Origin of the sequence: Acinetobacter lactucae, assembly GCF_013122135.1 — a bacterium.
In the GTDB taxonomy this organism is placed as follows: domain Bacteria; phylum Pseudomonadota; class Gammaproteobacteria; order Pseudomonadales; family Moraxellaceae; genus Acinetobacter; species Acinetobacter lactucae.
Genome location: NZ_CP053391.1, coordinates 1955589 through 1981971 on the forward strand (window position 1 = coordinate 1955589; position 26383 = coordinate 1981971).

The following is a 26383-nucleotide window of genomic DNA, read 5'->3' on the forward strand; positions in this document are numbered from 1 at the left end:
TCTATTTATTCGTATCTATTGATACTAAAACCGATAAACCAGGGCGTAATAATTTAACGTCTTTTTGATTTTCAATGAGCTTGATTCGTAAAGGAAGACGCTGAACGATTTTAGTAAAATTACCAGTTGCATTGGTCGCTGATATTGGAGAGAAAAATGCGCCAGTAGAAGGAGAAAAACTATCTACTACGCCTTTTAGCTCAACGTTATAAGCATCTACATAGACATTAACAGGTTGTCCAATTTTTATTTGTTTTAGCTCAATTTCACGGAAGTTTGCTTCTACATAGACTTGGTCTAAAGGTACAACCACCATGAGTGGATTACCAGCACTCACAAAGTTACCTACGTTAGCTGACTTTTGACCAATCATGCCATCAATAGGCGCACGAACCTCTGTATAGCTCAAATTCAGTTTTGCTTTATCAAGTGCTGCTTGTGCTTGTTTAAGAGCAGCTTGTTTGGCTTGTACCTGAATCTTGTATTGATTGAGCTGATACTGTGCATCAATCACTTTTTCTTTACTGCTGTCTAAGTCAGCATATTGTTCAGTCAAAGTAGTCTTAGATTGCTGTGTAATTAATCTAGACTCCGCCCCAAGTGCCTGTAGTTGCTCATAACGCGCCGTGTTGTCTTTGGTAAGTTTAATTCCAGCTTCTACTTTTCTCAGCTGTGCTTCAGTTTCTCGAATAACAGTCGGTTGTCTTTCTACCGCCAGCATTGCTTCACTCACATCAGCTTGTGCTTTTGCGTAATTAGATTCAGCTTCTGCCAAAGCAGCTTGATAATCACGTGCATCAATCCTTGCTAAAAGTTGGCCTTTTTTTACGGTCTGATGATCTTTAATATAAATTTCTTCAATATTGCCAGATACTTTAGGGGCAATGGTTGAATACTCTACATCCACACGCGCATCGTCTGTTTCAACAACCGAAGATGGCAAAAATATAAGTTTTAAAACCCACAAAATAGATGCTAAGACAATAATGAACGCAATAGCCATAACCCAATGCTTTTTGAGAAATTGCACCTTGGTTAACTTGGGTTGTTCAGTGTGGGTGGTGTCTTGGGCTTCGAGAGTACTCATAAAGATTTTCCTGAGTTATGACTATTCATTAACTTAATGAGAGCAATACGTGGCGGATAAGTTCGAACTGGCAAAATCAACATCACAATGAACAAAATAGCGGTAAGGCCAGCTAAGATGAGATATTGATCGCTAATAACTAAAACAGATTGTTGCGCTTGAATCGCAGAATTTAGGGCAGATAAACCACCTGAAATACGATCTGCACCATTTGCGTTAAGCACAGGGGGAGTAAGCGGATTAATAACAGGGCCTTGAATATTTTGGAAAACATGTTGGGCAGTATTTTCAATCAGCCGTGTTGAATGGTATTCACCGCGTACTCGGTTTATCCAATCCAAAATACAAACACCCAGTACACCGCTAATAGCACGCGGGGTGTTAATCATCGGTGATGCATAAATTGCCATAGTTGGGTGAACACTGTTTGTTCCCATCATTAAGAGCGAGAGCACGACACAGGTTTGCCCCAAACATGAGATTGCATGCCAAAAATAAAACTGATCTTGATTCCATGTAGTATCAAGTTGGCTTGCACCTAGGCAGCCCGCAATGACTAGAAGTAAACCAAACCCATGCACATATCGGCTATCCACCCAAGCCTGATTTAAAAGCTTCACAACAATAGGAATATAGATAAATTGCAATGCCGCAATTTGTAAGCCAATCCACATGGTCTGGGTCGGTTTATAGCCATGCACAGCACTGAGATAATTCAGTGGTAATGTGCTGGTAGACATACCAATAATGACAAAGCAAAATAAAGCAAAAATTGCATACGCAAAATTTCGAATTTCGAGCATTTGCGGTTTAATTAATGGTGACGGATAACGCCATTCATGTATGAAAAACCAAGGTAAAGTAATGGCAGTGATTAAAGCCAAGACACAAATTAATTGAGAATGGAACCAGTCTAAATGATTGCCATGCAACAATATTGTACTCAGGCTTGCTAAGCTAATAATCGCTAAAACGGCACCCATCCAATCATAAGTTTTTATTCTTGAATAATTTAATGGGTCTTGTGGAATACCAAAATAAACCAGAGCAGCACTTAGCGCACAAAAAGGAATGGTTTGGAAAAATATCATTTTCCAGCCAATCACATCTAAATAAAAAGCAGCGAGTGCAGCACTTAAGTTCGGAAAGAATGTTGCGGTTAATGCATAGCAAGCTAAGCCCCATAGCCGAATGTCAGGTCCTAAAAATCTAAGTGCACAGGCCATGAGCAAAGGAATGGTTAAACCATTGGCGAGACCTTGTAAGCCACGTAATAGATAAAATATTTCTATATTGGGACTAAATGGAATCAAAACGCTAGAAACAAGGCAAAGTCCTATCGCAAAAAGCAGAACTCTTCGCATAGAAAAAATAACGGCCCAACTCGTGGACAGGATCATGCCAATAATCATGGTGCTGGCATAAATACTGTTGACCCAATAACCGGCGTCAACACTAATTCCCATCGCGCCGCGTATGTCGACTAAGGTAATACTGGTAATTCGGTTGTTAAATTCAACAGTCATTGCAGCAAATATTGCACCTGCTAAACCGATGAGTGGCTTTGTATTCATTTTTTACCTTAAATCTTAAACTTCCATTCATTGCACGGAGCAGATATTTACTGTACTGTACCGATCGGTACTCTACTCTTTAATTAAATTCCCGTCAATTCTCGATTTTTAACTTTTCGATGAGTTACACTTAGGACGAAATCGCTAAAATTTTTATAAGGTCAATATGTCAGGTTCAACTAAAACTAATGAAAAAAATCAAAAAATTCTGGATGCAGCTACCAAATTTTTTCTGACCCATGGTTTTAGTGGCACAACAACAGACATGATTCAAAAGGAAGCGGGCGTTTCAAAAGCAACCATGTATGGTTGTTATAAAAATAAAGAAGTGATGTTTGCTGCCGTCATTGAAAGACAATGCACGAACATGCAAGAGCAAATTATTTTAGTCGAGACAAAAGCTGAAAATTTACGGTCAGCTTTAACCGAGATGGGAAAAACCTATCTGTGTTTTATATTGTCGCATTCAGGCTTGGCATTTTTTAGAGTTTGTATTGCAGAAGCAGTTCGCTTTCCAGAGTTATCTGAAAAATTCTTTGAAGTAGGGCCACAAAAACTTGCAAATATTATTGCAGGTTATCTTGAAAAATCTCAAAAAAATAAAGAAATTGAATTGAATTCTTCTGCCGCTATAGCAGCAAATATATTTTTAGCATTACTGCGAAGTGATGCGCATCTAAAATGTCTAACACATCCTAATTATACAATTTCTGATAATGAAATTAGTACTTGGGTTGAGTATGCAGTTGATTTATTTTTAAAAAATATAAATTACAAACCAAGTTAATTTAGGAAATTTTTTCCTACCAAGTTCTGAATGTAGAAATTTAAAAAAGAGACCAGCTAGCGGTCTCTTTTTTTATTTTATTAGATTACTTCTCTGGTAATTTCACCATTTACAAGTCTTAAAATCTGCAATGGGTTGCTGTCTTTTAAGGCTTCCGGCAATAAACTTTGCGGGTAGTTTTGATAACACACTGGACGTAAGTAACGGTCTATTGCCAAGGTTCCAACTGAGGTACCTCTTGCATCAGAAGTCGCTGGATATGGTCCGCCGTGTACCATGGCATCACATACTTCAACACCCGTTGGGTAGCCATTTATAAGTAATCGACCGGCTTTTTCTTCTAATACTGGAACCACATCTGCAAACTCGGTGAAGTCTGCTTCATCGGCAATTAAAGTTGCTGTCAGTTGTCCATTCATACTTTGTAGGGCTTGCACAAGTTGGGCTTTATCTTCAACTTCAATGATGACAGTTGTTGGCCCAAAGATTTCTTCTTGCAGAAGCTGATCACCTGCCAATAACAACTCAATATCAGCTTTAAACAGTTGTGGCTGTGCCTGATTGCCTTGTTGGGCTTGACCTGCCAAATGTTCAATGCCTTGATGCTGTGTTAAATGCTCAAGACCCGCGGTATAGCTTTTTAAGGTTCCGGCATTCAGCATAGTTTGTGCAGGCTTAGCGCCCATAATTTCGGTTAGGTTACGAATGAGCTGACTAAATTCGGCTGATTTAATACCTAAAATTAAACCCGGATTGGTACAGAACTGACCACAGCCTAAAACAACTGAATCTGCCAAGTCCTGTGCAATTTTATCGCCACGGTTTTTCAAGGCTTCCGGCAACATCAGCATCGGGTTAATACTGCTCATTTCAGCAAATACGGGAATCGGCTGTGGACGGGCTGCTGCCATGTCACATAAAGCACGGCCACCACGTAATGAACCTGTAAAACCCACAGCCTGAATTAAAGGATGTTTCACTAAGGGTTCACCCACGCCATTACCGTAGATCATGTTAAATACACCTTTAGGCATATTTGATTTTTCGACAGCACGTTCGATTGCCTGAGCCACAAAATCTGCTGTCGCCATATGACCACTATGCGCTTTCACCACTACCGAACAACCAGCTGCCAGTGCAGAAGCAGTGTCACCACCCGCAGTTGAAAAAGCGAGTGGAAAGTTACTTGCCCCAAAGACTGCCACAGGGCCAATACCAATTTTAATCTGGCGCAAGTCTGGACGAGGTAAAGGCTGACGCTCAGGCAAAGCTGTATCAATACGGGCACCTAAAAAATCACCACGACGTAACACTTTAGCAAACAGGCGCATTTGCCCACTGGTACGGCCACGTTCACCTTGTAAGCGTGCAAGTGGCAAAGCGGTTTCCTGTGAGACAATCTCTAAAAAATCATTACCCAAGGCATCAAGTTCATCGGCAATGTTTTCTAAAAAGGTAGCACGCTGTTCAGGTGAGGTATGGCGGTAGGTTTTAAAGGCTTGGCTAGCTGCTTCACAGGCCTGATTGATCTCTTGCTCAGTTGCATGGTGAAACTCATAAGGCAAAGCCTCACCGGTTGTTGCATTCACACTTTTCAATAAAGTGGTACTTTGTGCACTACGTGAACCGCCAATAAAGTTGTGTCCGATAATGGTCATAACAAATATCCTGAAATTAATGAGAGTGTCTTGGAAGGTTGTCTTGATTTACGACTCGCATATATAAAGTTGCAGGTTCCAAACAACCGCCAGTAGATAATTGGCCAACCATATTGCGATACATTTCTTGCCAAGGCGTTTGAGAGGCAGAGACCGTCGGTTTCCATTCACGGCGGCGTTGTTCTAACTCTTCGTCAGAAATGAGTACGTTAACGGAGCGTTTATTGAGATCAATGCGTAAACGGTCATTGGTCTTTAATAAAGCAATTCCACCGCCTACCGCCGCTTCGGGTGACATATTTAAAATAGAAGGGCTGGCAGACGTACCACTTTGGCGGCCATCTCCTAAGCAAGGCAGTGAATCGATACCTTTTTTAATTAACTCCGCTGGAGGAGCCATATTCACGACTTCTGCGCTACCTGGATAACCCACCGTACCTGCGCCACGGATGACCAAAATACAATGTTCATCAATGTTTAAAGCAGGGTCATTAATTCGTGCATGATAGTCTTCGGGACCTTCAAAAACGATCGCACGTGCTTCAAAGCTATTTTCACTATTTGGGTCAGATAAATAGGTTTTCTTAAATGCTTCACCCACGACAGACATTTTCATAATGGCGCTGTCAAAGAAATTGCCGCTAAGCACAATAAAACCTGCACCATGTTTCAATGGTTGTTCATAAGGGAAGATGACATCTGCATTTGAAGTTTTTGTATTTTTAGCAATTTCCCCAATTGTTTTACCGCTGACTGATGCACAGTCTTCATGTAAAACGCCTGCTGTTTGTAATTCATGCAAAACAGCAGGAACACCGCCAGCACGGTGGAAACCTTCACCCAAATATTTGCCCGCTGGCATACAGTTTACAATGAGCGGAATGCTTTCCCCAACGCGTTGCCAATCTTCTAAACTCAGCTCAATCCCCATATGACGAGCAATTGCAATGAGGTGAGGAGGGCAATTACTTGATGCACCTAATGCTGAAGCTACCGCAATGGCATTTTCAAATGATTGTTTGTTCATGATTTTAGAAGGGCGTAAATCTTCTAGAACCATTTCACAAATTCTTTTGCCTGTCATATAGGCCATTTGCCCACGTTCACGATACGGCGCTGGAATACTTGCACATGTCGGTAAAGACATGCCCAAAGCTTCTGCCAAGGCATTCATGGAAAGTGCAGTGCCCATAGTGTTGCAATGTCCGACCGAAGGCGATGCTGAAGTGGTCATTTCCATGAACCCTTCATAATCAATTTCACCTGTGGCAAGTAAATTTCTGGCATGCCAAAGCACAGTACCAGAACCAATTAACTCACCTTTAAAATGTCCATCTAGCATTGGTCCACCAGACAAAACAATGGCTGGTATATCTGTTGTTGCGGCAGCCATTAAACAAGCAGGTGTAGTTTTGTCACAACCTGTGGTTAGCACCACACCATCAAGCGGATAGCCATGTAATATTTCAACTAAGCCTAAGTAAGCTAAATTTCTGTCTAAGGCAGCAGTAGGGCGACGGGTTTGTTCTGCAATCGGGTGAACGGGGAATTCCATGGGAATACCACCCGCATCTCGAATACCTGCTTTAACCCGTTCAGCAAGTTCTTTGTGATGACGGTTACATGGAGTTAAATCACTACCCGTTTGTGCAATACCAATAATCGGGCGGCCTGATTGTAGTTCGGCACGGGTCAGGCCATAATTCATATAACGCTCAACATAGAGTGCTGTCATGTCGGCATGTTCAGGATCATCAAACCATTCTTGGCTACGTAAAAAAATCCGTTTATTTTGATCATTCATTTTTTGATCCTTTCACTCATACTTTTTGAAATTTAGTTTATTCACGAGATGAATCTTACAATTCAGCCGATCGATAATACGTGAAAATTACAGTAATTCACGTTGCTTTAAATTACGCATCAAAGCATTTATTCCAAAATTCCACGGCGTTGCTTTGTCGCTGGTCATAACCGTGTTGTATAAAGTACCAAGTTTAGGTGAATGAATACGGACGACATCTCCGACTTTATGGGTAAAGCCAGCCCCAGCTTGTTCACGATCTTGAGTAGGCGCAAATAAAGTTCCCAAAAATAGAACAAAACCATCTGGATATTGGTGATTTTCATTCAGGGTTTGTTGAATTAAATCTTCCGGATCACGGCTAATTTGAGACATAGAACTTACACCATTGAGCACAAAGTTATCTGTACCTTCAATTTTCAGTTCAACATCGCAAGCACGAATGTCATTTAAAGTAAAAGTATGATCAAAAAGGCGAATAAACGGGCCAATTGCACAAGATGCATTGTTATCTTTGGCTTTACTCAACAGTAAGGCGCTACGACCTTCAAAGTCTCGTAAATTAACGTCATTACCTAACGTAGCACCTAAAATTTTACCGTGGCTATTTGCAACCAATACAACTTCTGGTTCCGGATTATTCCATTCAGATTTCGGGTGAATACCAATATTTTGACCAGTTCCCACAGCCGCTAAAACAGGTGCTTTAGTAAAAATTTCTGCGTCGGTACCAATGCCCACCTCAAGATATTGAGACCACATTTTTTGCTCAATTAAATATTCTTTGAGTTGAAGGGCTTTTTCCGAGCCGGGTTCAATTGTTTTTAAATTATCGCCGATTACCCCTTGTACCACTTCACGGATCGATTGAGCTTTTTGTGCATCGCCACCAGCTTGTTCTTCAATCACACGCTCTAACATGCTTGCTGCAAAAGTAACACCAGCCGCTTTAATCACTTGTAAATCAATAGGGGCTAAAAAATATGCCTTGTTTGTATCTGGCTCAGCGACTGTATTGGCAAATAACTCATCAATTGATCCAACTAATTTTCCTTCAATTTCAGATAAAGCTTTTAAAGGATCAGTGCTTTCAAGCAACTGAGAAATCGTGTGGAACTTTTCAGAAATATCAAAAACCTGATCGCCTTTTAAAAGAATCGGAGATGGACCGGAAATTTGATTTGGAATCCACGCACGGCCAATTAAACATCCTTGAGTAGCATCGTCTGGTAATGAGTTCTGGGAATTTAAGGTAAAGTTCATTTAAAGCATCCTTCTTTTATTTGAAATCATGATATGTTTCTTATTTAATAAACACCAATCGTAATAATTTAATTATTAATAACGAAAAGTTATCGAAAAGGATTTTTGAAAATGGCAGATTTGACATACTCAAGCTTAAATAATTGGTTGAAATTCAAACATTTGGTTCTTCTTGAAACTTTGGCAAGAACCAATAACATGCATTCGGCCGCCGAGCAGATGAACTTAAGTCAGCCTGCGGTGAGTAAAATGCTAAAAGAAATTGAGAGTCTTCTGGGGTTTCAGGTCTTTGAGCGACTGCCTCGAAATATGCCAGTAACAGCTTTGGGCGAGCACGTGATTCGATATGCGCAGCGAGTTTTAAATGATGCAAAGCATTTTGTCGAAGACATAGAAATTTTACGGTTGGGCGGTCACGGTTTTTTAAAAGTAGGTGGTATCTTTGCCGCAACCGCAGTGGTGATTCCAAACTCCATCATTGAGATTAAGAAACAATGGCCATTACTTTCTATCGATGTTGTTGAACAAACCAGTGACCATTTAATGGAAATGTTAAGTGAGCATACTCTAGATTTAGCCATAGGCCGTTTTACCGATGTGACACAAAGTCAGTTTTTTGATTTTCAACCTTTAGGCCCGGAGCCGTTTTGTATTGTAGTTAATCATGCTCATCCATGTGCCCAGAAAAAGTTTTGTACATTAGAAGAATTACTAAACTGGCCGTGGGTACTCTATCCTAAAGGAACGCCAATTCGAGAACGTATGGAAGGTGCATTTGCCCGAGCAAAAGTCAAAATTCCTTTAAATACGGTTAATACCATGTCGATGCAGACCTTTTTGCAGATCTTGAAAGGCGCCCCTATGGTGGGAATGTTGCCCGAAGCGATGGTGATTGATCAGGTAAAAGAAGGGCAATTACAGATTTTAGAAACAGATCTAATTTTAGATGCGCAGGATTATGGAATTTTGACGCGTAAAGATGAGCCAGTATCTGATATTGCAGCAGCATTTATTAATATCTTACTTAAAAATGCAAAACGTAAATAAAGTATTCAGTCTCAAGTAGGGGGGAGGTTTGAGGTTTTAAAACTAAAAGACAACTTGCTTGGTTTAGTAAATTTATAAACATAAAACTGATATTAAAAAGTTATCAATATTTAGAAAATATTCATTGGAAATTATTAAAAGGAGTCCTTATCGTTTAATTCACGACAATTACAAAAGTTTTTAAGTGAATAAAAACTAGGAAAGGACCTCTTTATGAATGTGCTAATCACTGGTGGAACAGGTTTTATTGGAAAACAAATTGCCAAAGAGATCTTAAAAACTGGCAGTTTGACTTTAGATAACAATAAACCTGAACCCATCGATAAAATTATTCTGTTTGATGCATTTGCTGGCGATGACTTGCCGCAAGACCCAAGAATTGAAGTGATTGTCGGTGATATTACCGATAAAACGACAGTTGCTCATATTACAGAAAATATTGATGTCGTTTGGCATTTGGCCGCTGTGGTGAGTTCAGCAGCAGAGGCTGATTTTGATTTAGGTATGGATGTTAATTTGTATGGACTCCTAAATTTATTAGAAGAATTAAGAAAGAAACAAACCACGCCTCGAGTCATTTTTGCTAGCGGCTGTGCTGTATTTGGTGGTCAATTACCAGAAGTTGTGACAGATGAGACAGTGGTTACACCAAAGTCTTCTTACGGTATGCAAAAAGCAGTAGGAGAATTACTTGTTTCAGATTACTCAAGAAAAGGCTTTATTGATGGCCGTATTTTAAGACTACCGACTATCGTGGTTCGTCCAGGCAAACCCAATAAAGCGGCATCGACATTTTTTAGCTCAATCATCCGTGAACCGTTAAAAGGTGAAACGGCCGTTTGCCCAGTACCGTCAGATACTCCAGTTTTTGTTACTTCACCGCGACGTTGTGTTGAATCAATGATTAAAGCGGCATCAATTTCTTCAGATGTACTTCAAGACAACCGAATCATTCCTCTACCGGGATTAACAGTCACGGTTAAAGAAATGCTTGAGGCGCTAGAAAAAGTTGCGGGCAAACAAGCAACTGATTTGGTGCAATGGCAAGAAGACAAAACCATTCAACGTATTGTTAAAAGTTGGCCTGTTCAGGTGAAAGCTGAATATGCCGAATCTTTAGGTTTCCAAGCAGATAAAAATTTTGAAAGCGTGATTCAGGCACATATAGAAGATACCCAAAATTAATGGCAGTGATCGCCACTTGATGTGAGAGTTATTATGGAAGATATCAAAAATTTAACTGCTCTCGAAGAGCAGACAATCAAACGTATTTCGAATCGAATTATCCCGTTTCTCATTATTCTTTTCATTATGGCATTTCTAGACAGGACCAATATTGGTTTTGCTGCCCTACACATGAATGATGCACTTGGAATTACTCAAACCATTTTTGGTCTAGGTGCAGGTGTATTTTTTCTAGGTTATTTTATTGCAGAAGTTCCAAGTAATATTTTGCTTCATCGTTTTGGAGCACGAATCTGGATTGCCCGAATTATGATTACTTGGGGCATTATTGCCGCACTGATGGGCTTTATACATAGCGGTACGCAGTTTATTGTTTTACGGTTTTTACTTGGTATTGCAGAAGCGGGTTTCTTTCCGGGCGTTATCTTTTATTTAACCTTGTGGTTTCCTGCAAAATATCGTGCCCGTGTTTTTGCCACGTTTTATCTTGGATTGCCAATTGCTCAAATTATTGGAGCACCAATTTCAGTCGGTCTCATGCAATGGGGTAATAGCATTGGCTATGAAGGCTGGCGTTTGATGTATGTGCTAGAAGGTATTCCATCCATTATTTTGGGCTTAGTTTGTCTTAAATATTTAACCAATAACCCAAAAGAAGCAGAATGGTTAACGGCTGAACAGCGTCAGTGGTTAATGACTACACTAGAGCGTGAAGAAAGAGAAAAAGAGCAATCTGCCGATGCTGCTTTAACCAAAGGTGAACTCATTAAACAAGTGTTTAAAAACCCTTTAGTTTGGATTATGGCAATTGTGTATTTTGGAATTACTTCTGGATCAAATGCAATGTTCTTCTTCTTACCAAGTGTTTTAGAGTCGTTCCGTAATACATTTGGTATGCAAATTAGCCTTATTCAAAATGGTTTACTCACTGCAATTCCATATGCATTTGCAGCAGTAGGGATGGTTTTATGGAGCCGCCGTTCTGACCGTAAACAAGAGCGTTATAAACACGGTGCGTGTGCTGCACTTATGGCTGCATTAGCAATTGCGATTGCACTACTTGTAAATCAACCGTGGGCTATTATTGCGGGCTTTATCTTTCTTGCAATTGGTGTGTTTAGCGCAATTAACATTTTCTGGACCATTCCTGGGCAAACTCTAACGGGAGTGGGGGCCGCAGCCGGAATTGGATTAATTAACTCGGTAGGTAATTTAAGTGGTTTTACTGGCCCATATTTAACTGGATATTTATATACGACCACAGGCACCTATACAGTCGCATTCCTTGCCATTGCAGGCTTTGTAGCGATGGGTGGCTTAGGACTATTGCTATTAGCAAAGTTAAAATCGAATAGCTTAAAAGTAGAACAACAGCAACTTAAAGTTCGAACAGCTACGGAGATGAAATAATGGCGACCATCGGATTTGTGGGAACAGGCATTATGGGCATGCCGATGGCTATGAATTTACTGAAGGCAGGTCATCAACTTAAGGTCTGGAATAGAACTTCCTCTAAAGCAGATAGTTTAAAAGAGGCGGGTGCCCAAGTTTGCTCTGAACTTGAACAAGTCGGAAAAGATGTAGAGTTTCTAATTTGTATGCTTAGCGACGGGAAAACCTGTGATGAAATTCTGTTTAAAGAACACGGTGCAATTTCACAGCTAAAACCTGAAAGCACGATTATTGTCATGAGTTCAATACCGGTTGAAGTTGCAAAGACACAAAGTGAAAAGTGTAAAGAAAACGGACTTAGATACTTAGATGCTCCTGTTTCTGGCGGTGAAAAAGGTGCACAAAATGCAAGTCTCGCCATTATGGTGGGCGGTGACGCTAAAACGTTTTCACAGGCTGAAACTATTTTAAGTGCAATGGGCCGACCAATTTTAGTGGGTGGGACTGGCTGCGGAATGCTCGCAAAACTTGTAAATCAAATGATTGTAGCCACCACCATTGCAACAGTAGGTGAAGGTTTATTGCTTGCCAGTAAAGCGGGCGCCGATCCTATTAAGCTAAAACAGGCACTCACAGGAGGCTTTGCCGACTCCCCAATTTTACAGCAGCATGGCGAGCGTATGTTAAATCGAGATTTTAAACCGGGAGGCACTGCTCGAAACCAGCATAAAGATATTCATACAGCCGTTAGCTATGCTAAATCACTTGAATTGAATTTACCTATCGCCCAACAAGTGAGTCAATTGTTTGAAAATATGCTTGCTGCTGGAGACGGTGAGTTGGATCATTCTGGCCTAATTCGTGAACTTGAGCGAATGAATCCAACTTGATATTGCTTTGATTTAAATTTAGCGGTACTTGATGAATAGACATAATCAAGTATCGTTTTTTTTATTGGGTATTAATTTTTCAAGGCCTGTTACTGCTTTTATATATTCTTAATATCCACCGACGGCGGAACCCCAAAAAAGCGTTTATATTCTCTGGAAAATTGGGACAAGCTTTCATAGCCGACTTGCATGCTTGTAGATGAAATATCATATTCTTCGGTCATTAATAAACGCCGTGCTTCGGTCAACCGCATTCTCTTTTGATACTGTAAGGGGCTCATTGAAGTTATATCCCTAAAATGTTGATGAAAACTAGAAGCACTCATCCCCATTGTGCTTGCCAGTTCTTCAATACTAAATGGTTTTGCAAAATTTATTTTCAGCCATTCAATTGCTTTCACAATTCGATGGCCTGTAGTTCCTGCCGCTACAATACGTTTAAGGCGATCGCCTTGCGGACTCATCAATAAACGATAAAAAATTTCTTTAATAATAAGAGGAGACAAGATAGGGATGTCTTGTGGCGTATCCAGTAGTTTTATTAACCGTATAAAGGCATCATTCAGCTCTGAATTGACTACTCCAACCGCCATTCCTTTTTTCTCAGTATTTACGTCTTTAAAAGGAATATGTGCCTCAAGCATGATTTGGGCGAGTACATACGGGTCTAGGCGTAACACGATCGAAAGATAAGGTCGCTCAACTGAAGCTTCAAGAACTTGGGCAATTACAGGCAGGTCAATTGCGGTAAAAAGGAAATGGTTAGAGTCGTAGGTATAGGTTTCTTCACTAAGAATCACCTGTTTTTTCCCTTGAGCAATCATACATAGACTCGCATCCATCATGCTGCTATTTGGCTGGGTCAGTGTTTCTGCACGAAATAAGGTCAGTCCCATAATAGGTGTTTCGAATGTACCTTTTTCTTTAGTCCATCGATCGACAAGTTGAGCTAATTCTTGATTAGGGTTTAGAGACCTATTCGCCATTCAGATTCCACCGTTTACCCTCTGTGTTTTTATTGTAGGCATTTCAAAACAGAAAAATAGAGAGAAGTGCAACAATTCGGAGGATTAGGCAAATCTGTAAGAGGAATAGAACAACGCCTGTCGACTTTCATTTTTATACTGAGAAACATGGCGAAAAGACGATGAGTTGCAACCTATTGAGCCAACACCTTTTAAAACACATTGATGAGTTTAAAAATCTGTAGCCCTCCCTAAGTATTCAACGAAAAATCATCTTTATTTATAGATTAAACATGAGAGAAAAAATATGACAATTGAAGTTCTAGGATATGCCGCGCTGTCATCAGAAACTCCTTTAGTTCCATTTAAGTTTGAACGTAGAACTCCACGTGAAGATGATGTCGTTATTCAAATTGAATATTGTGGTGTGTGTCATTCAGATCTACATCAAGCTAAAAACGATTGGGGGTTCAGTTCTTATCCATTAGTTCCGGGTCATGAAATTGTAGGGCGCGTAACCTCAATTGGCCCCAAAGTCACAAAGTATAAAGTTGGTGATTTGGTAGGCATTGGCTGTATGGTCGATTCATGCCGTACTTGTTCAGCTTGTCATTCAGGACTAGAACAGTATTGTGAACAAGGCAATATCCAAACTTATGGTGGCGTAGACCGTCATGACCAACGACAGACACAGGGCGGATATTCTCAAACCATTATTTGTAGTGAAGATTTTGTATTAAAAGTACCTGAAAATCTGGATGTGCAAGCTGTACCGCCGTTACTTTGTGCTGGGATTACCACATGGTCGCCACTGCGTCACTGGAATGTTGGAAAGGACAGTAAAGTCGCTGTAGTCGGTTTAGGTGGCTTGGGGCATATGGCCATTAAACTTGCCAATGCTCTAGGTGCTGAAGTGACCTTATTTACTCGCTCAGCCAACAAAGAACAGGATGCAAAACAACTCGGTGCGCATCATGTTGTGCTCTCAACAGATGAAGCTCAAATGAAATCAGTGTTAAATCAATTTGATTTAATTATTGATACTGTGCCTTATGACCACGATCTTAAACCTTATATTCCAACGCTAGCTTTAAATGGAACCATTGTGTTGGTCGGATATTTGGGTGAAATTAGCGCAAATTCAGTACCTATGATTTTGGGTAGAAAATCCATTGCAGGTTCGGTGATTGGTGGAATTAAAGAGACACAAGAATTATTAGATTTCTGTGGTGAACATAATATCGTTTCTGAGGTCGAGATGATTGATATGCAAAATATCAATGGAGCTTTTGAGCGTATGTTAAAGAGTGATGTGAAGTATCGTTTTGTGATTGATATGAAAACTTTATCTGATCATTAAGCTAGTTTGATCTGCGCTGTGCATTCTGCCTTAAGGTGCACAGCTCAAAAAAGTCTCTAAACGGGAAAGTATTATTAAGTTGATATTTAAGAATTTCCTTAATTATGTAATTTAATGAAAAACAATAATTATTTAAATATTTTCTAGCCAATTTCACATTGACACCTCAAATATTGAAGATTACCATTTGCAGGCTGGCCACATTGCCAGTCGGTTTTGACGAACCGTTTTCACACGAGTATCAGAATTATTCCTTCTGAGGGATAGTTTTGTGCGGCTCTTCGTCTCCCTCTCGTAGCGGTAGGACGGAAGGGGGACACCTTCGGGTGTGCTGGCCTCGTGTGACCAGTTCGTCAACCCTCTTTCGTTCTGCCACCATAATTTTGATGTTTTGGCAGAACTCCCAATAAAAGGAGTTGGCTTTGTACATTCATCATTTCTTGGCAGCCATTGCCAAAAGCTATAACGACACAACTTAAATGATTAAAGCAGTTTGATCGCCAATAGGCTTATCGGACTTTAATTCGTCACAACTAAAAACTTAAGCAACAATAAAACTTGAGATGTGCCAAGCACAGTCTTTATAGGCTTTGCTATGCCTTTTTTCTCCCCAAAAGAGCAGTGGTTTTTATATCTCATTCATATACAACAAGAATTTATTTTATAACGGTAAAAATATGCCACATTCAGATCTCTCGGTTCGTGCTTTAAGCGTGCTTCACACTTCGCGTTATCTTTTTAATAAATACGGTTTTCATAAAGTTGGGGTAGACCGAATTATTGAATCAGCAAAAATCCCCAAAGCCACTTTTTATAACTACTTTCATTCAAAAGAAAGACTGATTGAAATGAGTTTAACTTTCCAAAAAGATGGACTTAAACATGAGGTCATTTCGATTATCTATGTTCAAAAAGATTTATGTGTGATCGAAAAACTCCGCAAGATTTACTTTTTACATGCAGATTTAGAAGGGCTTTACCATCTGCCATTTAAAGCCATTTTTGAAATTGCGAAGACCAATCCAAAGGCTTATCAACTTGTAATTGACTACCGAAACTGGCTCATTAGTGAAATCTATAAGTTACTTTTAACCACCAACGAAAATGCTTCAAAACAAGATGCCCACATGTTTTTGTTTGTGATTGATGGAGCAATGGTTCAGCTTTTGGATGTAAATAGTGTGGATGACAGGGAAAGGCTGCTGGATTATTTTTTTGCAGGGTTTGCGTAAATCAAAGTTTGACTTCTCAGGTGCCCGACCAAGAAGCTTATCAATACGACTTCTAATTATCTATCTCTATATACTGATGAAATGCATATAATTAATAATTATAGTAATTTGCATGAAAGCCCTTTATCCAAAGGGCTCTTATGAATAAATGATAATTTTATTTAATTTGATCTTTTAATATTCCCAGCTCACCAAATAATTTTTCTCTCCATTCATTTAATAGGGCATCTGTATCATGTTGGCTTGGATGAAAATTTGGTTTAAAGAAATCTAATAATTGTGGGACAATATTTTGGAACATACTTCCTTTACCCCAAAAATGTTTGATACCCGGCCAATTTTTTCTAAAATTAAATAGCTGTTTATCGTATGCGAGTAAACGACTGTGAAACCAGATAAACATAAATGCTAAGATTAATGTGGTTGGAATCATCATTGCCGCGCGCTCTACATAATTACCTCCCACTTGCTCATACACATCAAAAGCAACTGTTTTATGTTCATTTTCTTCTAATGCGTGCCATAACCAAATTTTTAAAATCTCTGGATCCGCCATCTTATGCATATGGTCGGCTTTGAGGCAGTATTCGGCAATAATGGCCGTATAATGTTCAAGGCAGACGGTAATCGCTAATTGAAGGCGTGGAGGAAGTTTCTTTTGTATAAAAAGTAATAAGACTCCAACATCTTTATCTAGTTGGGCCATGGGATAGCCTTGTTTAGCAAAGAAATTATTAAAAGTAGTATGTTCTTTGCTATGCATTGCCTCTTGACCAATAAACCCTGCAATTTGAGCTTTTAGAATATCGCCCGAAACTTGATTACGATAATGACGAACTGATTCGACAAAAAAGGACTCACCCTTAGGGAATAATGCAGAAAATGCGGCCCAAAATGTTGTCATGTACTCATCATTTGCATAACCATTTCGAGGCGCTTTCGAAAAGTCAAAATCCATTCGACGAGGTGGAATATTTACTTGAGCCCCAAGGGGTTTTCTTGTAACTATAGTTTGATTCATTTTTATCCTACCTGTTGCATAACTTATCGGACTAAGTCCGTTTGTCTATTTTTAATTCAAATTGATTGCTGTAGAAGTTCAAATCATGTCAAATAGGTATCATTTCCCGACAAAGTATTTCTTTAAATGCAAAAATATCGAGAACAAATGAAAACTGTACCGGGAGCTTATATCGCCCTAATTGCAGATGTGATTTCTCATTGGGGAGTATCAGTTGATGAATTACTATTGGGAACGGGAGTCCAAAAAGAACAGTTGTTACAACAGTTTTGGCAAGTAGATTTCGGGGTATCTTTAGAAATTATTGATAAAGCTCTATCACTTACTCGTGAACCAAAGATTGGATTTGGCTTTTATCTAGGATTGCAAATGACTGTAACATGTCATGGGCTAATTGGTTTTGCTGCAATGGTCGCAAAGGATATTCGAGGAGCTTTAAAAATAGCTCAGGAGTTCATTTCATTACAATCTAATATACATAGTCTCCAACTTGAGATAGAGGGGGATTCTGCACATTTTTACTTTAGGCAAACAGAGCGATATCGGAATGATGAAGTAATTCAGGTTGCGCTACTTATGGGATTTGTGCGGATGGGGAGTATACTGTCAGGTAAGGAGTTAACTGGCTATGCAGATGTATGCTTTGAAAGACCAGAATATTTTGATAAATATTTACATTTAATACCAGGTGAAATCAGATTTGGGAAAAATGAGACAAAGCTTGTTTTTAATAAAGATATTTTAGATTTTCCACTGCTTACAGCTGACCCAATTATGGAAAAACTCATTAGAGATGAATGTAGATTAGAACTCCAAAAATTAAAAGAAACGAATAATGATTTTAAAAGTATTTTAAAAAACAATATTTTTAATGAAAAAAGTGGCTTCTTAACTGCGACAGAAGTTTGCAAGAAACTAAATATATCGGAAAGAACTTTGCAGAGAAAACTCTTGCAGGAAGGGACAAACTTCAGAGAGTTAATAGATCAAATGCGCTGCGCTAAAGCTTTAGCTTTATTAAAGAACCGAAACTTAAGCCTCAAATTTATAGCAAATCAACTAGGATATTCAGATGTAAGAAACTTTACGAGGGCTTTTAAAAGATGGACTGGTAAAACACCAAGACAGATAGAATAAATTTGAAATGATGGTAGAGCTTCAACTTTTATTCCTGCACCGGTAGATCAAGTTTTTGATGTTTTTACTGATTATAAGACTTATCGTTTATTACCGAGCGTAAAAAGTATAAGAATCGTGCAAGTGGGGCAAACGACTGTTATGGCTTGGTTAGAAAGCTCTAACCATAATATGATGGCCGTCATAATTACCATTATCTTGGCTTTGATTAAAGTATTACTTGTGATTTATCACTATATGGAAGTCGTTGATGCTATACGTTGCAACAAATACTTTGCGGGCTTTAGAATTATATTGTTCAGTTATACAAGGAGTTAGACAAAGCTTAAGTCTAACTCCTTACTCAAATGGAAATTTATGATTTAGACGGAATGTATTTACGCATAGCAAAAATAAATAGCGTAAATAAAATACTAAAACCAAAAACAGGTAAGCTAACTCCTAACACGAGGCTCACCGCTATAAACCCTAATTTTTGTGGCCCAGTTGCATGGCTCCAAATTAATAAACTTTGACTAACAAAGTGGGTGGTCATGTGTTTTAAATTCGAGTTTTTAAATGCAGCTTTATATGCATAAATAATCATGATACACAGGGCAAGCGCGTAAAGCGCCAGTACCAGTTGGTTTATCCAGCCAAATAAAATCCCAATATGCGCATCAACTCCCCAACGGGTGAGCTTTGCTACCAGCGAATAATCTTTAAACGCAAGTTGATCGATAACTCTGTGTTGTTCCATATCAATGGCGATACTGTCTGCTTGAGTTGGCCATTTGCGCTGAATCTCGGCTACGGTCCAAGCTTGATTTCCACTGGTCGGTGGTTTGATTTGTATTTGTGCCGCGTCAATACCATGTGCTCTAGCTATTGAAAGAGCGCTATCGTACTCACTTGAAACGATATTTAAATTAAGATTTTCACTGTGTGGCATTTCGTGATGTTCATGGTGCATCACTGTAGGTAAATTATCTTCTTGAAGAGAAGTTGCTAATGTTGGGGTTTGCCAGTTCAGCCATTGACGAGCAACTCGAATATTATCTCCAGCCCATTCAGACCATGTGAGACCCGTAATGGCGATGAATAATAAGAGTGGAAATAAAGTTAAACCCAGTGTGCTATGCCATCTCAATAATTTATTTTTTTGTGTCTGTCGGATTTTAAGATTTTGACGACGTTTCGACCAATTATATAGTCCAGTTAAAGTCAAAATAGCTAACCAGCTTGCTGCCAATTCACTATAAAAGCGCCCCCATTTTCCGAGCAATAAATTACTATGCAGTTGATCAAGCGTAGTTCGAAACGGCAGCACTCCACTCGTACCATAGACCGCTAGGTGACCGTGGGCTTTAAGTGTAAACGGATCAATAAAAACGGCTTCACTTGTAAAATCATGGATAGGATCTGAAAAAATGACACGAGTTGTCTGGTCAGTGCTAGGGGCTGGTCTAACTTCAATCACCTGTGCAGACTTAGGCATTACTTGCTTTGCGGCTTCAATTTGCTGGCTCAGCTTATGTGGCGTTTGATTCAATGGCTGAACGTATAGAACATCTTTATAAATGGCTTGTTCTAGTTGAGGCGTAATGGCATAGAGTAAACCGGTAATTGCAGCAAACAAGATTAATGGTGCAATAAAAATACCAGCATAAATATGAATTAAACGGTAAAGACTACGCCAGAAAGATGATTGGGTCAGCATCGGAAGATAATGTCTATCAGGTGTTGGGGCGGATTATAACGAGTTATTTATTTTAATGTTGATTGAGCTGTAAACATGATTAAATTATTTGACTCGCTTTTGTGTAGGCTTTTTAACCCAATCATTCAATATTTTTTATTACTTGGTAAATTTGGCTTTTTTTTTGCTTACTATCTAAGACCTTATCTAACATACTCAATTTGATTGTTATATTAATGATGATTCAAATTTTCTTGCTCCCTTATGGTGTTTTTTCACATGAAAAATGCACTAAATAGGCACATCTTTTTATTTTGCACTGTATTTGTGCATGGAGTGCCGAAATGAGATTGCTGATTTCGATACTCACTTTATTCATCCTGTACGGATGCTCTTCATCTGAACAAAATAGAAAAACTCAAGAAAACTTAACAACTCATTCGATATGTGTTTTTGATAGTACAAATACAAAAGTCTGTGTAGCCAAACCAGCTCAAAGAATTGTTTCTTTATTTGAGTCGGGTTTAGATGGCTTATATATGTTAGGGCAAGGTCACAAAGTGATTGGTATACCAGCCGAAGTATATATCCAACCTTTATTATTTAATGCCTATTCAAAAATAGATCAACGTATTGCTAATAAGCAGCTTGCGACACCTTCACAAGGTGCTAATGCAACCAATATTGAAAGTCTCGTGTTGTTAAAACCAGATCTGGTGATTGTAGGGAGCGGGCAAACCCAAACAATTGAACTATTACGGCAGTTTGGTATTGCTGTATATGTGATGGAGTCGGGTACTTACGAGCAAGTGAAAGAGGAGTTATCTGAAATTGCCGTTCTGAGCGGTGCCCAAAAGCGTGCTCAGGAAATTTTAAACTTTTCGGATGAAATTGTGGCGGAAGTTGCAGCCAAAACTGCACGTCAACCCAATAAGCAATCAATTTACTATGCATGGTCAGGCGGACGTATTTTTTCTACATCGGGACGTCAGTCAATTACCAATGATTTTATTGAGCTGGCGGGTGCGTACAACATTGTTCAGACCGATGCCAATCAACCTAATGTAAACCCAGAGACCCTCATTGAATGGAACCCTGACAATATTGTGCTTTGGAATACCAACCCCCAACTGATTTATGAACGAAAAGAATTACAAGGTTTAAGCGCTGTGCAAAACCGTAAGGTATTTAATTTGAGTCCTGCATTTATATATAACCCCCATACCATCAAAATTATTATTACGGCGATTTATCTAAATCACAGTATTTACCCTGAACAGTCCGATTTACCAGTAAGTGCTTTACAACAGCGTATTTTAACTAAGTTGTATGGTGAGCAGCTTGCCAAAGCGTTGGTGCAATGAATATGGAAAAGCTGAAATATTATTGGTTTTATCCGTTACCGTTCCTCATGATTTTTATCTCGTTGCTTATTGGGCCAACTCAGACCTTGAGTGCATGGGACTATGTGCTGTGGGGTGTACAAGCAGTCTTTGGTACGCCATATTTTGACTCGGAACAATTTAGGCTTATGCAAAACATTCTGGTCAATGTCAGATTGCCCAGAATCTTACTGACCTTTATGGTGGGAGCTGCCTTAGCAACTGCGGGTAATGGTTTACAGGCATTGTTTCGTAATCCATTGGTTGATTCTTATGTACTCGGTATTTCATCTGGAGCGGCGTTCGGTGCAGCTTTAGCACTTTCTTTAAGTTGGCTTTCGCCAAATCTATCAGCCTTTGTTTTTGGCGTTTGTGCTGTTGCCTTAACGTATTTATTCGCGCATCAGAAACATGAAAGCCAGACGTCTTTAGTGATGGTGATTTTATCGGGCATGATTGTTTCGGGGCTGTTTTTGGCAGGGCTTACAGTTATTCAATACCTAAGTGATCCATTTAAACTGCAAGCCATTGTGCAATGGACCATGGGCAACTTACATCAAGCCTCTTGGCAAAAGGTTCAATACGCTGTGCTACCGATTTGTATTGGCCTTGCTGGATTATTTGCGATGCGTTGGCGCCTAAACTTAATGGCACTCGGTGCTGAAGAAGCGCAGGCGGTTGGTGTTAATCCACGTTGGGAACAACTTCTTTTAATTGCTCTGGTGACAGTATGTACGTCAACTTCTGTGGCAGCGGCGGGAATTATTAGTTTATATGGGCTGTTTATGCCGCATATTGTGAGAATGTTAGTGGGGCCAGACCATCGGTATAGCATTCCAGCCAATATGGTGTTGGGCGGTAGTTTTCTACTGATGATTGATAACTTTTCTCGGGTTTTACTGACGTTTGAAATACCGATTGGTATTTTTACCATGCTACTTGGTGCACCATTTTTTTTATTATTAATGAAAACACAAAGGACTCATTGGGCATGATTCAAATTGATCAGTTAAATTATGCCTATGGGCACAAACAGGTTCTTAAAAATATTCATCTGGAGTTTCCTGAAAATCAGTTTTCAGTGATTTTAGGGCGTAATGGCTGTGGTAAATCGACACTTTTTAAATTGATGGCGGGCCTAGAACCTGTAAAAGATGGGTTGATTCGTTATTCAGGAAAGCCACTATCGGACTTTAAAGGGAAAGATCGGGCCGCATTACTCGGTTTTTTACCGCAGTTCCATAAAACCGTATTTCCATTTTTGGTTAAAGATGTGGTGATTACAGGACGTGCGGCTTTTAGCAGATATAGACCTTCAAAATCAGACTGGCAACGTGTAGACCAAGCTTTGCTTGATTTAGACATTGAGCATTTACGTGACAGACCTTATACCGAGCTATCGGGTGGTGAAAGGCAATTGGTTATGATTGCCCGCATTTTAGTGCAAGCCCCAAAAGTTATTTTGCTTGATGAACCAACCAACCATCTTGATGTTTATTATCAGTCTTATTTAATGAAAAAATTGCGTCAGTTGTCGCGGCAAAATTTTACGGTCATTGCGATTATGCATGATCCAAACTTGGCTTTTTTATTTGCAGATCATCTATTTTTCATGCGCCAACACGAAGTCGTTAAGCCTGAGTCAAAAACACGAATCACCGATCCGAAGTTTTTAAAAAGTGTCTACGATGTCGAGTTTCATGAGGCCATGATTCAAGACAAAACCATTGTTATCCCTGATCATTCTTGGCTATAAATATGTTTTATTATCAGTTGGTTGAAAAATCTGATCACGATTCTGCGATAGAGTTTGCGCTTTATACAAGACAGCTCTTATTCCCAGAAATTTATCATGGGCAAGTTCCCAAAGATTTACAAAATTTTGAGCAATATTATGTTCAGGATCCATTGGGCTGCTTCATTACCGTAAAAGATCAAAACCGTATGATTGGCACCATTGCATATCGAGCTTATGACCATCGTTTTGATTTAAATTTGCCATCCAATACGGTTGAGGTGGTTAAGTTGTTTGTATTACCTGAATACCGCCGTAAGGGCATCGCAACCAAGCTATGTGACATGTTGTTTAGCTATGCAAAAAACAATGGGATTACTCGCTTGTATTTGCACACACATCCTTTTTTACCGGCGGCTGAAGAGTTTTGGACTCTACAAGGCTTTGACGTTATCAAACGGGAATGGATCGAGACCTATGACACCATTCACATGAGTAAATCTTTATAGTCTGTTAAAAAAATTTATTTCAAAACTACCTGATTTATGGCGGGCAAAGTTGTATCCGCTACTTTTAATAGTAGTTTTACTCGTCATGATTTTTGAAAATTAACTTTTTATTTCAATTAATTGAAGAGTAATCTCTCTTAAATATCGAATTTCTAAATGCTCTAAAACTGCAAATTTTATGTCTTAAAGGGCTTTGAAAAAAGTTTGAAAAATAGACTTGAAATATATATTGGCTTTATGCCACTATATATTCATCGAAGGTCATCAGACAAAAAGAGGATGATATGGCTATCCAGCTTTTAGATGCGGCAAGAAATGAAATTCCAGTGAAATTCACGCAGTTTTCTGGTGGAGAGCGTCATGTTCAAATTGATGAGACAACCTTAGGTTTACTATCTGGCACAGTATTGGTTCGTGCACAAATGACCTCAAGTCACGATGTGATGGACTATTTGTTACTTGAAAATATATTGCTGACTCAGGGTCTAACCGTTGACCTAGAAGTTCCGTATTTTCCATATGCACGTCAGGACCGTATTTGTGCAGTAGGGCAAGCATTTTCACTCGATGTGATGACCAAATTACTCAATATCAATGCCGACAAAAAAGCGGGCAAACAAGGCAAAATCACTGTTTGGGACTGTCATAGTGAAGTAACAACAGCATTACTTACTGCCAATACTTCTTTTAGTGAAGTTGTAAATGTCAGTTCAGTCGACATCATCGCAAAGAGTGAAGCGCTAAGTGCTTTATTAAAAGATGAAAAAACCGTATTGATTTGCCCAGATAAAGGCGCAAAAGCGCGTACACAAATGGTTGCAGACGCTTTTAATTCTGAGCGAAAACAACCCATCACTATTGTTCACTGTGATAAAAAACGCGACCCAGTGACTGGCAAAATTTTGGGTACACATGTACATGCATCTGATTTATCAGGCCTAACCGCGGTTATTACCGATGACATTTGCGACGGCGGTGCAACCTTTATTGGTATTGCCAAAGAACTCCGTCGCCTTAATTGTCACAAGGTCGTTCTATACGTGACTCACGGTATTTTTAGTAAAGGAATAGAGGTTTTTGATGGACTGTTAGATCAACTGTTTACCTCAGACAGCTTTTCACAACAACCAACAGACAAAATTTCAGTAATTGCTTTTGCAGCAAAATAAAGAGAATAAAGATGACTATTAAACTTAATCCATTAAACGCTATCGATTTTTATAAAGCTGACCACAGACGTCAGTATCCAGCAGGCACAGAGTATGTATACGCCAACTTTACGCCGCGTTCATCTCGTCTCGCAAAAATGTTGCCTGACTTCGACGATAAAGTTGTGTTCTTTGGGCTTCAGGGTTTTATCAAACACTTTTTAATTGATACATGGAATGAAGGCTTTTTCAAGCAACCTAAAGACAAAGTAGTGGCTGCTTATAAACGCCGTATGGATAGTTCATTAGGTGAAGGTGCTGTGCCGGTTGATCACATTGAAGCATTACATGACTTGGGCTATTTACCTTTACGCATTAAAGCATTGCCGGAAGGCAGCCGCGTCAATATACGCGTACCTGTGCTTACCGTAATTAATACTGACCCGCGTTTCTTTTGGCTAACCAACTATATTGAAACTGTGTTAAGTGCTGAACTTTGGAAAAGCTGTACTACGGCCACAATTGCCTATGAGTACAAACGGTTATTAACTCAATATGCCGTAAAAACTGGCGCACCACTCGATTTTGTACCTGTGCAAGGACACGATTTTAGTAGCCGCGGTATGAGTGGCATTTATGATGCGGCGCAATCAGGTGTAGGTCACTTAACCAGTTTTATTGGAACAGACTCGGTTGCTTCAATCGACTACGCAGAAGAATATTACAATGCATCAGGTGTGATTGGGGTATCTGTACCTGCAACTGAACACAGTGTGATGTGTATGGGTACAGAAAACAGTGAGCTAGACACATTTAAGCGTTTAATCTGTGAGCTTTATCCGTCTGGTGTGGTTAGTGTCGTGTCTGATACATGGGATTTTTGGCGAGTAATTACAGAATTCACGGTGGCTTTAAAACCTGAAATTTTGGCAAGACAACCCAATGCTTTAGGCTTGGCTAAATTGGTTTTCCGTCCAGACTCTGGCGACCCTGTTAAAATTATTTGCGGTGACCCAGACGCCAAAGTCGGCAGTCCAGCATATAAAGGCGCAGTTGAATGTTTATGGGAAGTGTTTGGCGGTACAACCACTGACCAAGGTTATAAAGTACTAAATGAGCGTGTCGGTTTAATTTACGGTGACTCAATTACTCTAGACCGTGCGCAGCGCATTTTAGAAGGGTTAGAAGCCAAAGGTTTTGCTTCAAACAATTTGGTGTTTGGTATAGGCAGCTTTACCTATAACTACTTAACTCGCGACACCTTTGGGTTTGCTGTGAAAGCGACTTGGGGGCAAGTAAATGGGGTAGGCCGTGAGTTGTTCAAAGACCCGATTACTGACTCAGGCGTTAAAAAATCTGCGAAAGGTCTATTACGCATTGAAGAAAGTGAAAATGGCTTTACTTTGTTTGATGAGCAAACAGCCGAACAAGAACAAGGCGGAGCACTTAAAACAGTCTTTGAAAATGGTAAACTTCAGTATGAGTGTACTTTGGATCAAATACGTGAGCGTTTATCCATCGCATAACTG

Annotated in this window: 22 protein-coding genes and 1 pseudogene; 15 read left to right on the forward strand and 8 right to left on the reverse strand. The window is 39.5% G+C overall.

Features of this window, described 5'->3' with window-relative positions; genetic code table 11:
• Position 1: 1 nt before the first annotated feature.
• Together HLV59_RS09080 and HLV59_RS09085 are read right to left on the reverse strand one after the other, a co-directional pair.
• Positions 2-1087 (reverse strand): HlyD family secretion protein, encoded by a 1086-nt coding sequence (locus tag HLV59_RS09080; RefSeq protein WP_171429802.1) that lies wholly within the window; start codon positions 1085-1087, stop codon positions 2-4.
• Positions 1084-2661 carry an MFS transporter gene (locus tag HLV59_RS09085; RefSeq protein WP_171429803.1) on the reverse strand — a complete coding sequence of 526 codons (1578 nt, stop codon included), beginning with the start codon at positions 2659-2661 and terminating at the stop codon, positions 1084-1086. The genes HLV59_RS09080 and HLV59_RS09085 overlap by 4 nt, the downstream gene beginning before the upstream one ends.
• A gap of 166 nt (positions 2662-2827) precedes the next feature.
• On the opposite strand from HLV59_RS09085, the gene HLV59_RS09090 reads away from it, so the two are divergent.
• Entirely contained in the window at positions 2828-3448 is a 621-nt protein-coding gene (locus HLV59_RS09090; RefSeq protein ID WP_031948380.1) for a TetR/AcrR family transcriptional regulator, read from the forward strand.
• 80 nt (positions 3449-3528) lie between these two features.
• Here the strand turns inward: HLV59_RS09090 and HLV59_RS09095 are convergent, their stop codons facing one another.
• The 3 genes from HLV59_RS09095 to HLV59_RS09105 form a co-directional block, all read right to left on the reverse strand.
• Complete coding sequence (locus tag HLV59_RS09095) at positions 3529-5106, reverse strand: aldehyde dehydrogenase (NADP(+)) (RefSeq protein WP_171429804.1); 1578 nt, start codon at positions 5104-5106, stop codon at positions 3529-3531.
• Between the two features lie 16 nt (positions 5107-5122).
• Entirely contained in the window at positions 5123-6910 is a 1788-nt protein-coding gene (locus HLV59_RS09100) for an IlvD/Edd family dehydratase (protein WP_171429805.1), read from the reverse strand.
• A gap of 87 nt (positions 6911-6997) precedes the next feature.
• Entirely contained in the window at positions 6998-8173 is a 1176-nt protein-coding gene (locus HLV59_RS09105; RefSeq protein ID WP_016145340.1) for a fumarylacetoacetate hydrolase family protein, read from the reverse strand.
• Between the two features lie 111 nt (positions 8174-8284).
• Here HLV59_RS09105 and HLV59_RS09110 point away from each other — a divergent pair, with 111 nt between their 5' ends.
• The 4 genes from HLV59_RS09110 to HLV59_RS09125 all read left to right on the forward strand — a co-directional run bounded on the left by HLV59_RS09110 (position 8285) and on the right by HLV59_RS09125 (position 12687).
• Complete coding sequence (locus tag HLV59_RS09110; RefSeq protein WP_031948375.1) at positions 8285-9220, forward strand: LysR family transcriptional regulator; 936 nt, start codon at positions 8285-8287, stop codon at positions 9218-9220.
• A gap of 213 nt (positions 9221-9433) precedes the next feature.
• Entirely contained in the window at positions 9434-10405 is a 972-nt protein-coding gene (gene denD, locus HLV59_RS09115) for a D-erythronate dehydrogenase (protein ID WP_031948374.1), read from the forward strand.
• Between the two features lie 33 nt (positions 10406-10438).
• Positions 10439-11815: an MFS transporter gene (locus tag HLV59_RS09120; protein WP_087088615.1), complete on the forward strand. Its 1377-nt coding sequence runs from the start codon at positions 10439-10441 to the stop codon at positions 11813-11815.
• Positions 11815-12687, forward strand: coding sequence for an NAD(P)-dependent oxidoreductase (locus HLV59_RS09125; protein ID WP_171429806.1), 873 nt, complete (start codon positions 11815-11817; stop codon positions 12685-12687). Before HLV59_RS09120 ends, HLV59_RS09125 begins: the two co-directional genes overlap by 1 nt.
• Before the next feature lie 98 nt (positions 12688-12785).
• On the opposite strand, the gene HLV59_RS09130 is transcribed toward HLV59_RS09125, so the two are convergent.
• A complete protein-coding gene (locus tag HLV59_RS09130) occupies positions 12786-13673 on the reverse strand; it encodes an AraC family transcriptional regulator (RefSeq protein ID WP_016145335.1) in 888 nt (295 codons plus the stop codon).
• Between the two features lie 286 nt (positions 13674-13959).
• Between HLV59_RS09130 and HLV59_RS09135 the strand changes: the two genes are divergently transcribed.
• Positions 13960-15012 carry an NAD(P)-dependent alcohol dehydrogenase gene (locus tag HLV59_RS09135; protein ID WP_171429807.1) on the forward strand — a complete coding sequence of 351 codons (1053 nt, stop codon included), beginning with the start codon at positions 13960-13962 and terminating at the stop codon, positions 15010-15012.
• Positions 15013-15689: 677 nt separating this feature from the next.
• Positions 15690-16244, forward strand: coding sequence for a TetR/AcrR family transcriptional regulator (locus HLV59_RS09140; RefSeq protein ID WP_216606769.1), 555 nt, complete (start codon positions 15690-15692; stop codon positions 16242-16244).
• 157 nt (positions 16245-16401) lie between these two features.
• Here HLV59_RS09140 and HLV59_RS09145 read toward each other — a convergent pair whose 3' ends face one another.
• Positions 16402-17265, reverse strand: coding sequence for a metal-dependent hydrolase (locus HLV59_RS09145; protein ID WP_151748439.1), 864 nt, complete (start codon positions 17263-17265; stop codon positions 16402-16404).
• Between the two features lie 147 nt (positions 17266-17412).
• On the opposite strand from HLV59_RS09145, the gene HLV59_RS09150 reads away from it, so the two are divergent.
• Positions 17413-18402, forward strand: coding sequence for an AraC family transcriptional regulator (locus HLV59_RS09150; RefSeq protein WP_407646327.1), 990 nt, complete (start codon positions 17413-17415; stop codon positions 18400-18402).
• 355 nt (positions 18403-18757) lie between these two features.
• On the opposite strand, the gene HLV59_RS09155 is transcribed toward HLV59_RS09150, so the two are convergent.
• A complete protein-coding gene (locus HLV59_RS09155) occupies positions 18758-20101 on the reverse strand; it encodes a PepSY-associated TM helix domain-containing protein (protein WP_171429810.1) in 1344 nt (447 codons plus the stop codon).
• A 323-nt stretch (positions 20102-20424) separates the two neighbouring features.
• Between HLV59_RS09155 and HLV59_RS09160 the strand changes: the two genes are divergently transcribed.
• From HLV59_RS09160 to HLV59_RS09190, 7 genes and pseudogenes are all read left to right on the forward strand, one after another.
• Positions 20425-21444, forward strand: coding sequence for an ABC transporter substrate-binding protein (locus tag HLV59_RS09160; protein WP_171429811.1), 1020 nt, complete (start codon positions 20425-20427; stop codon positions 21442-21444).
• A 2-nt stretch (positions 21445-21446) separates the two neighbouring features.
• A complete protein-coding gene (locus tag HLV59_RS09165) occupies positions 21447-22457 on the forward strand; it encodes a FecCD family ABC transporter permease (RefSeq protein WP_171429812.1) in 1011 nt (336 codons plus the stop codon).
• Complete coding sequence (locus tag HLV59_RS09170; RefSeq protein ID WP_081173926.1) at positions 22454-23218, forward strand: ABC transporter ATP-binding protein; 765 nt, start codon at positions 22454-22456, stop codon at positions 23216-23218. The genes HLV59_RS09165 and HLV59_RS09170 overlap by 4 nt, the downstream gene beginning before the upstream one ends.
• Complete coding sequence (locus HLV59_RS09175) at positions 23215-23706, forward strand: GNAT family N-acetyltransferase (RefSeq protein ID WP_171430604.1); 492 nt, start codon at positions 23215-23217, stop codon at positions 23704-23706. Before HLV59_RS09170 ends, HLV59_RS09175 begins: the two co-directional genes overlap by 4 nt.
• 7 nt (positions 23707-23713) lie before the next feature.
• A pseudogene (locus tag HLV59_RS09180) lies at positions 23714-23809 on the forward strand (sulfite exporter TauE/SafE family protein); the annotation flags it as partial.
• 181 nt (positions 23810-23990) lie between these two features.
• The gene (locus HLV59_RS09185) at positions 23991-24875 is read left to right on the forward strand and encodes a phosphoribosyltransferase family protein (RefSeq protein WP_171429813.1); all 885 of its coding nucleotides are present in this window, start codon (positions 23991-23993) and stop codon (positions 24873-24875) included.
• Between the two features lie 11 nt (positions 24876-24886).
• The gene (locus HLV59_RS09190) at positions 24887-26380 is read left to right on the forward strand and encodes a nicotinate phosphoribosyltransferase (RefSeq protein WP_171429814.1); all 1494 of its coding nucleotides are present in this window, start codon (positions 24887-24889) and stop codon (positions 26378-26380) included.
• The last annotated feature ends 3 nt before the right edge of the window (positions 26381-26383 follow it).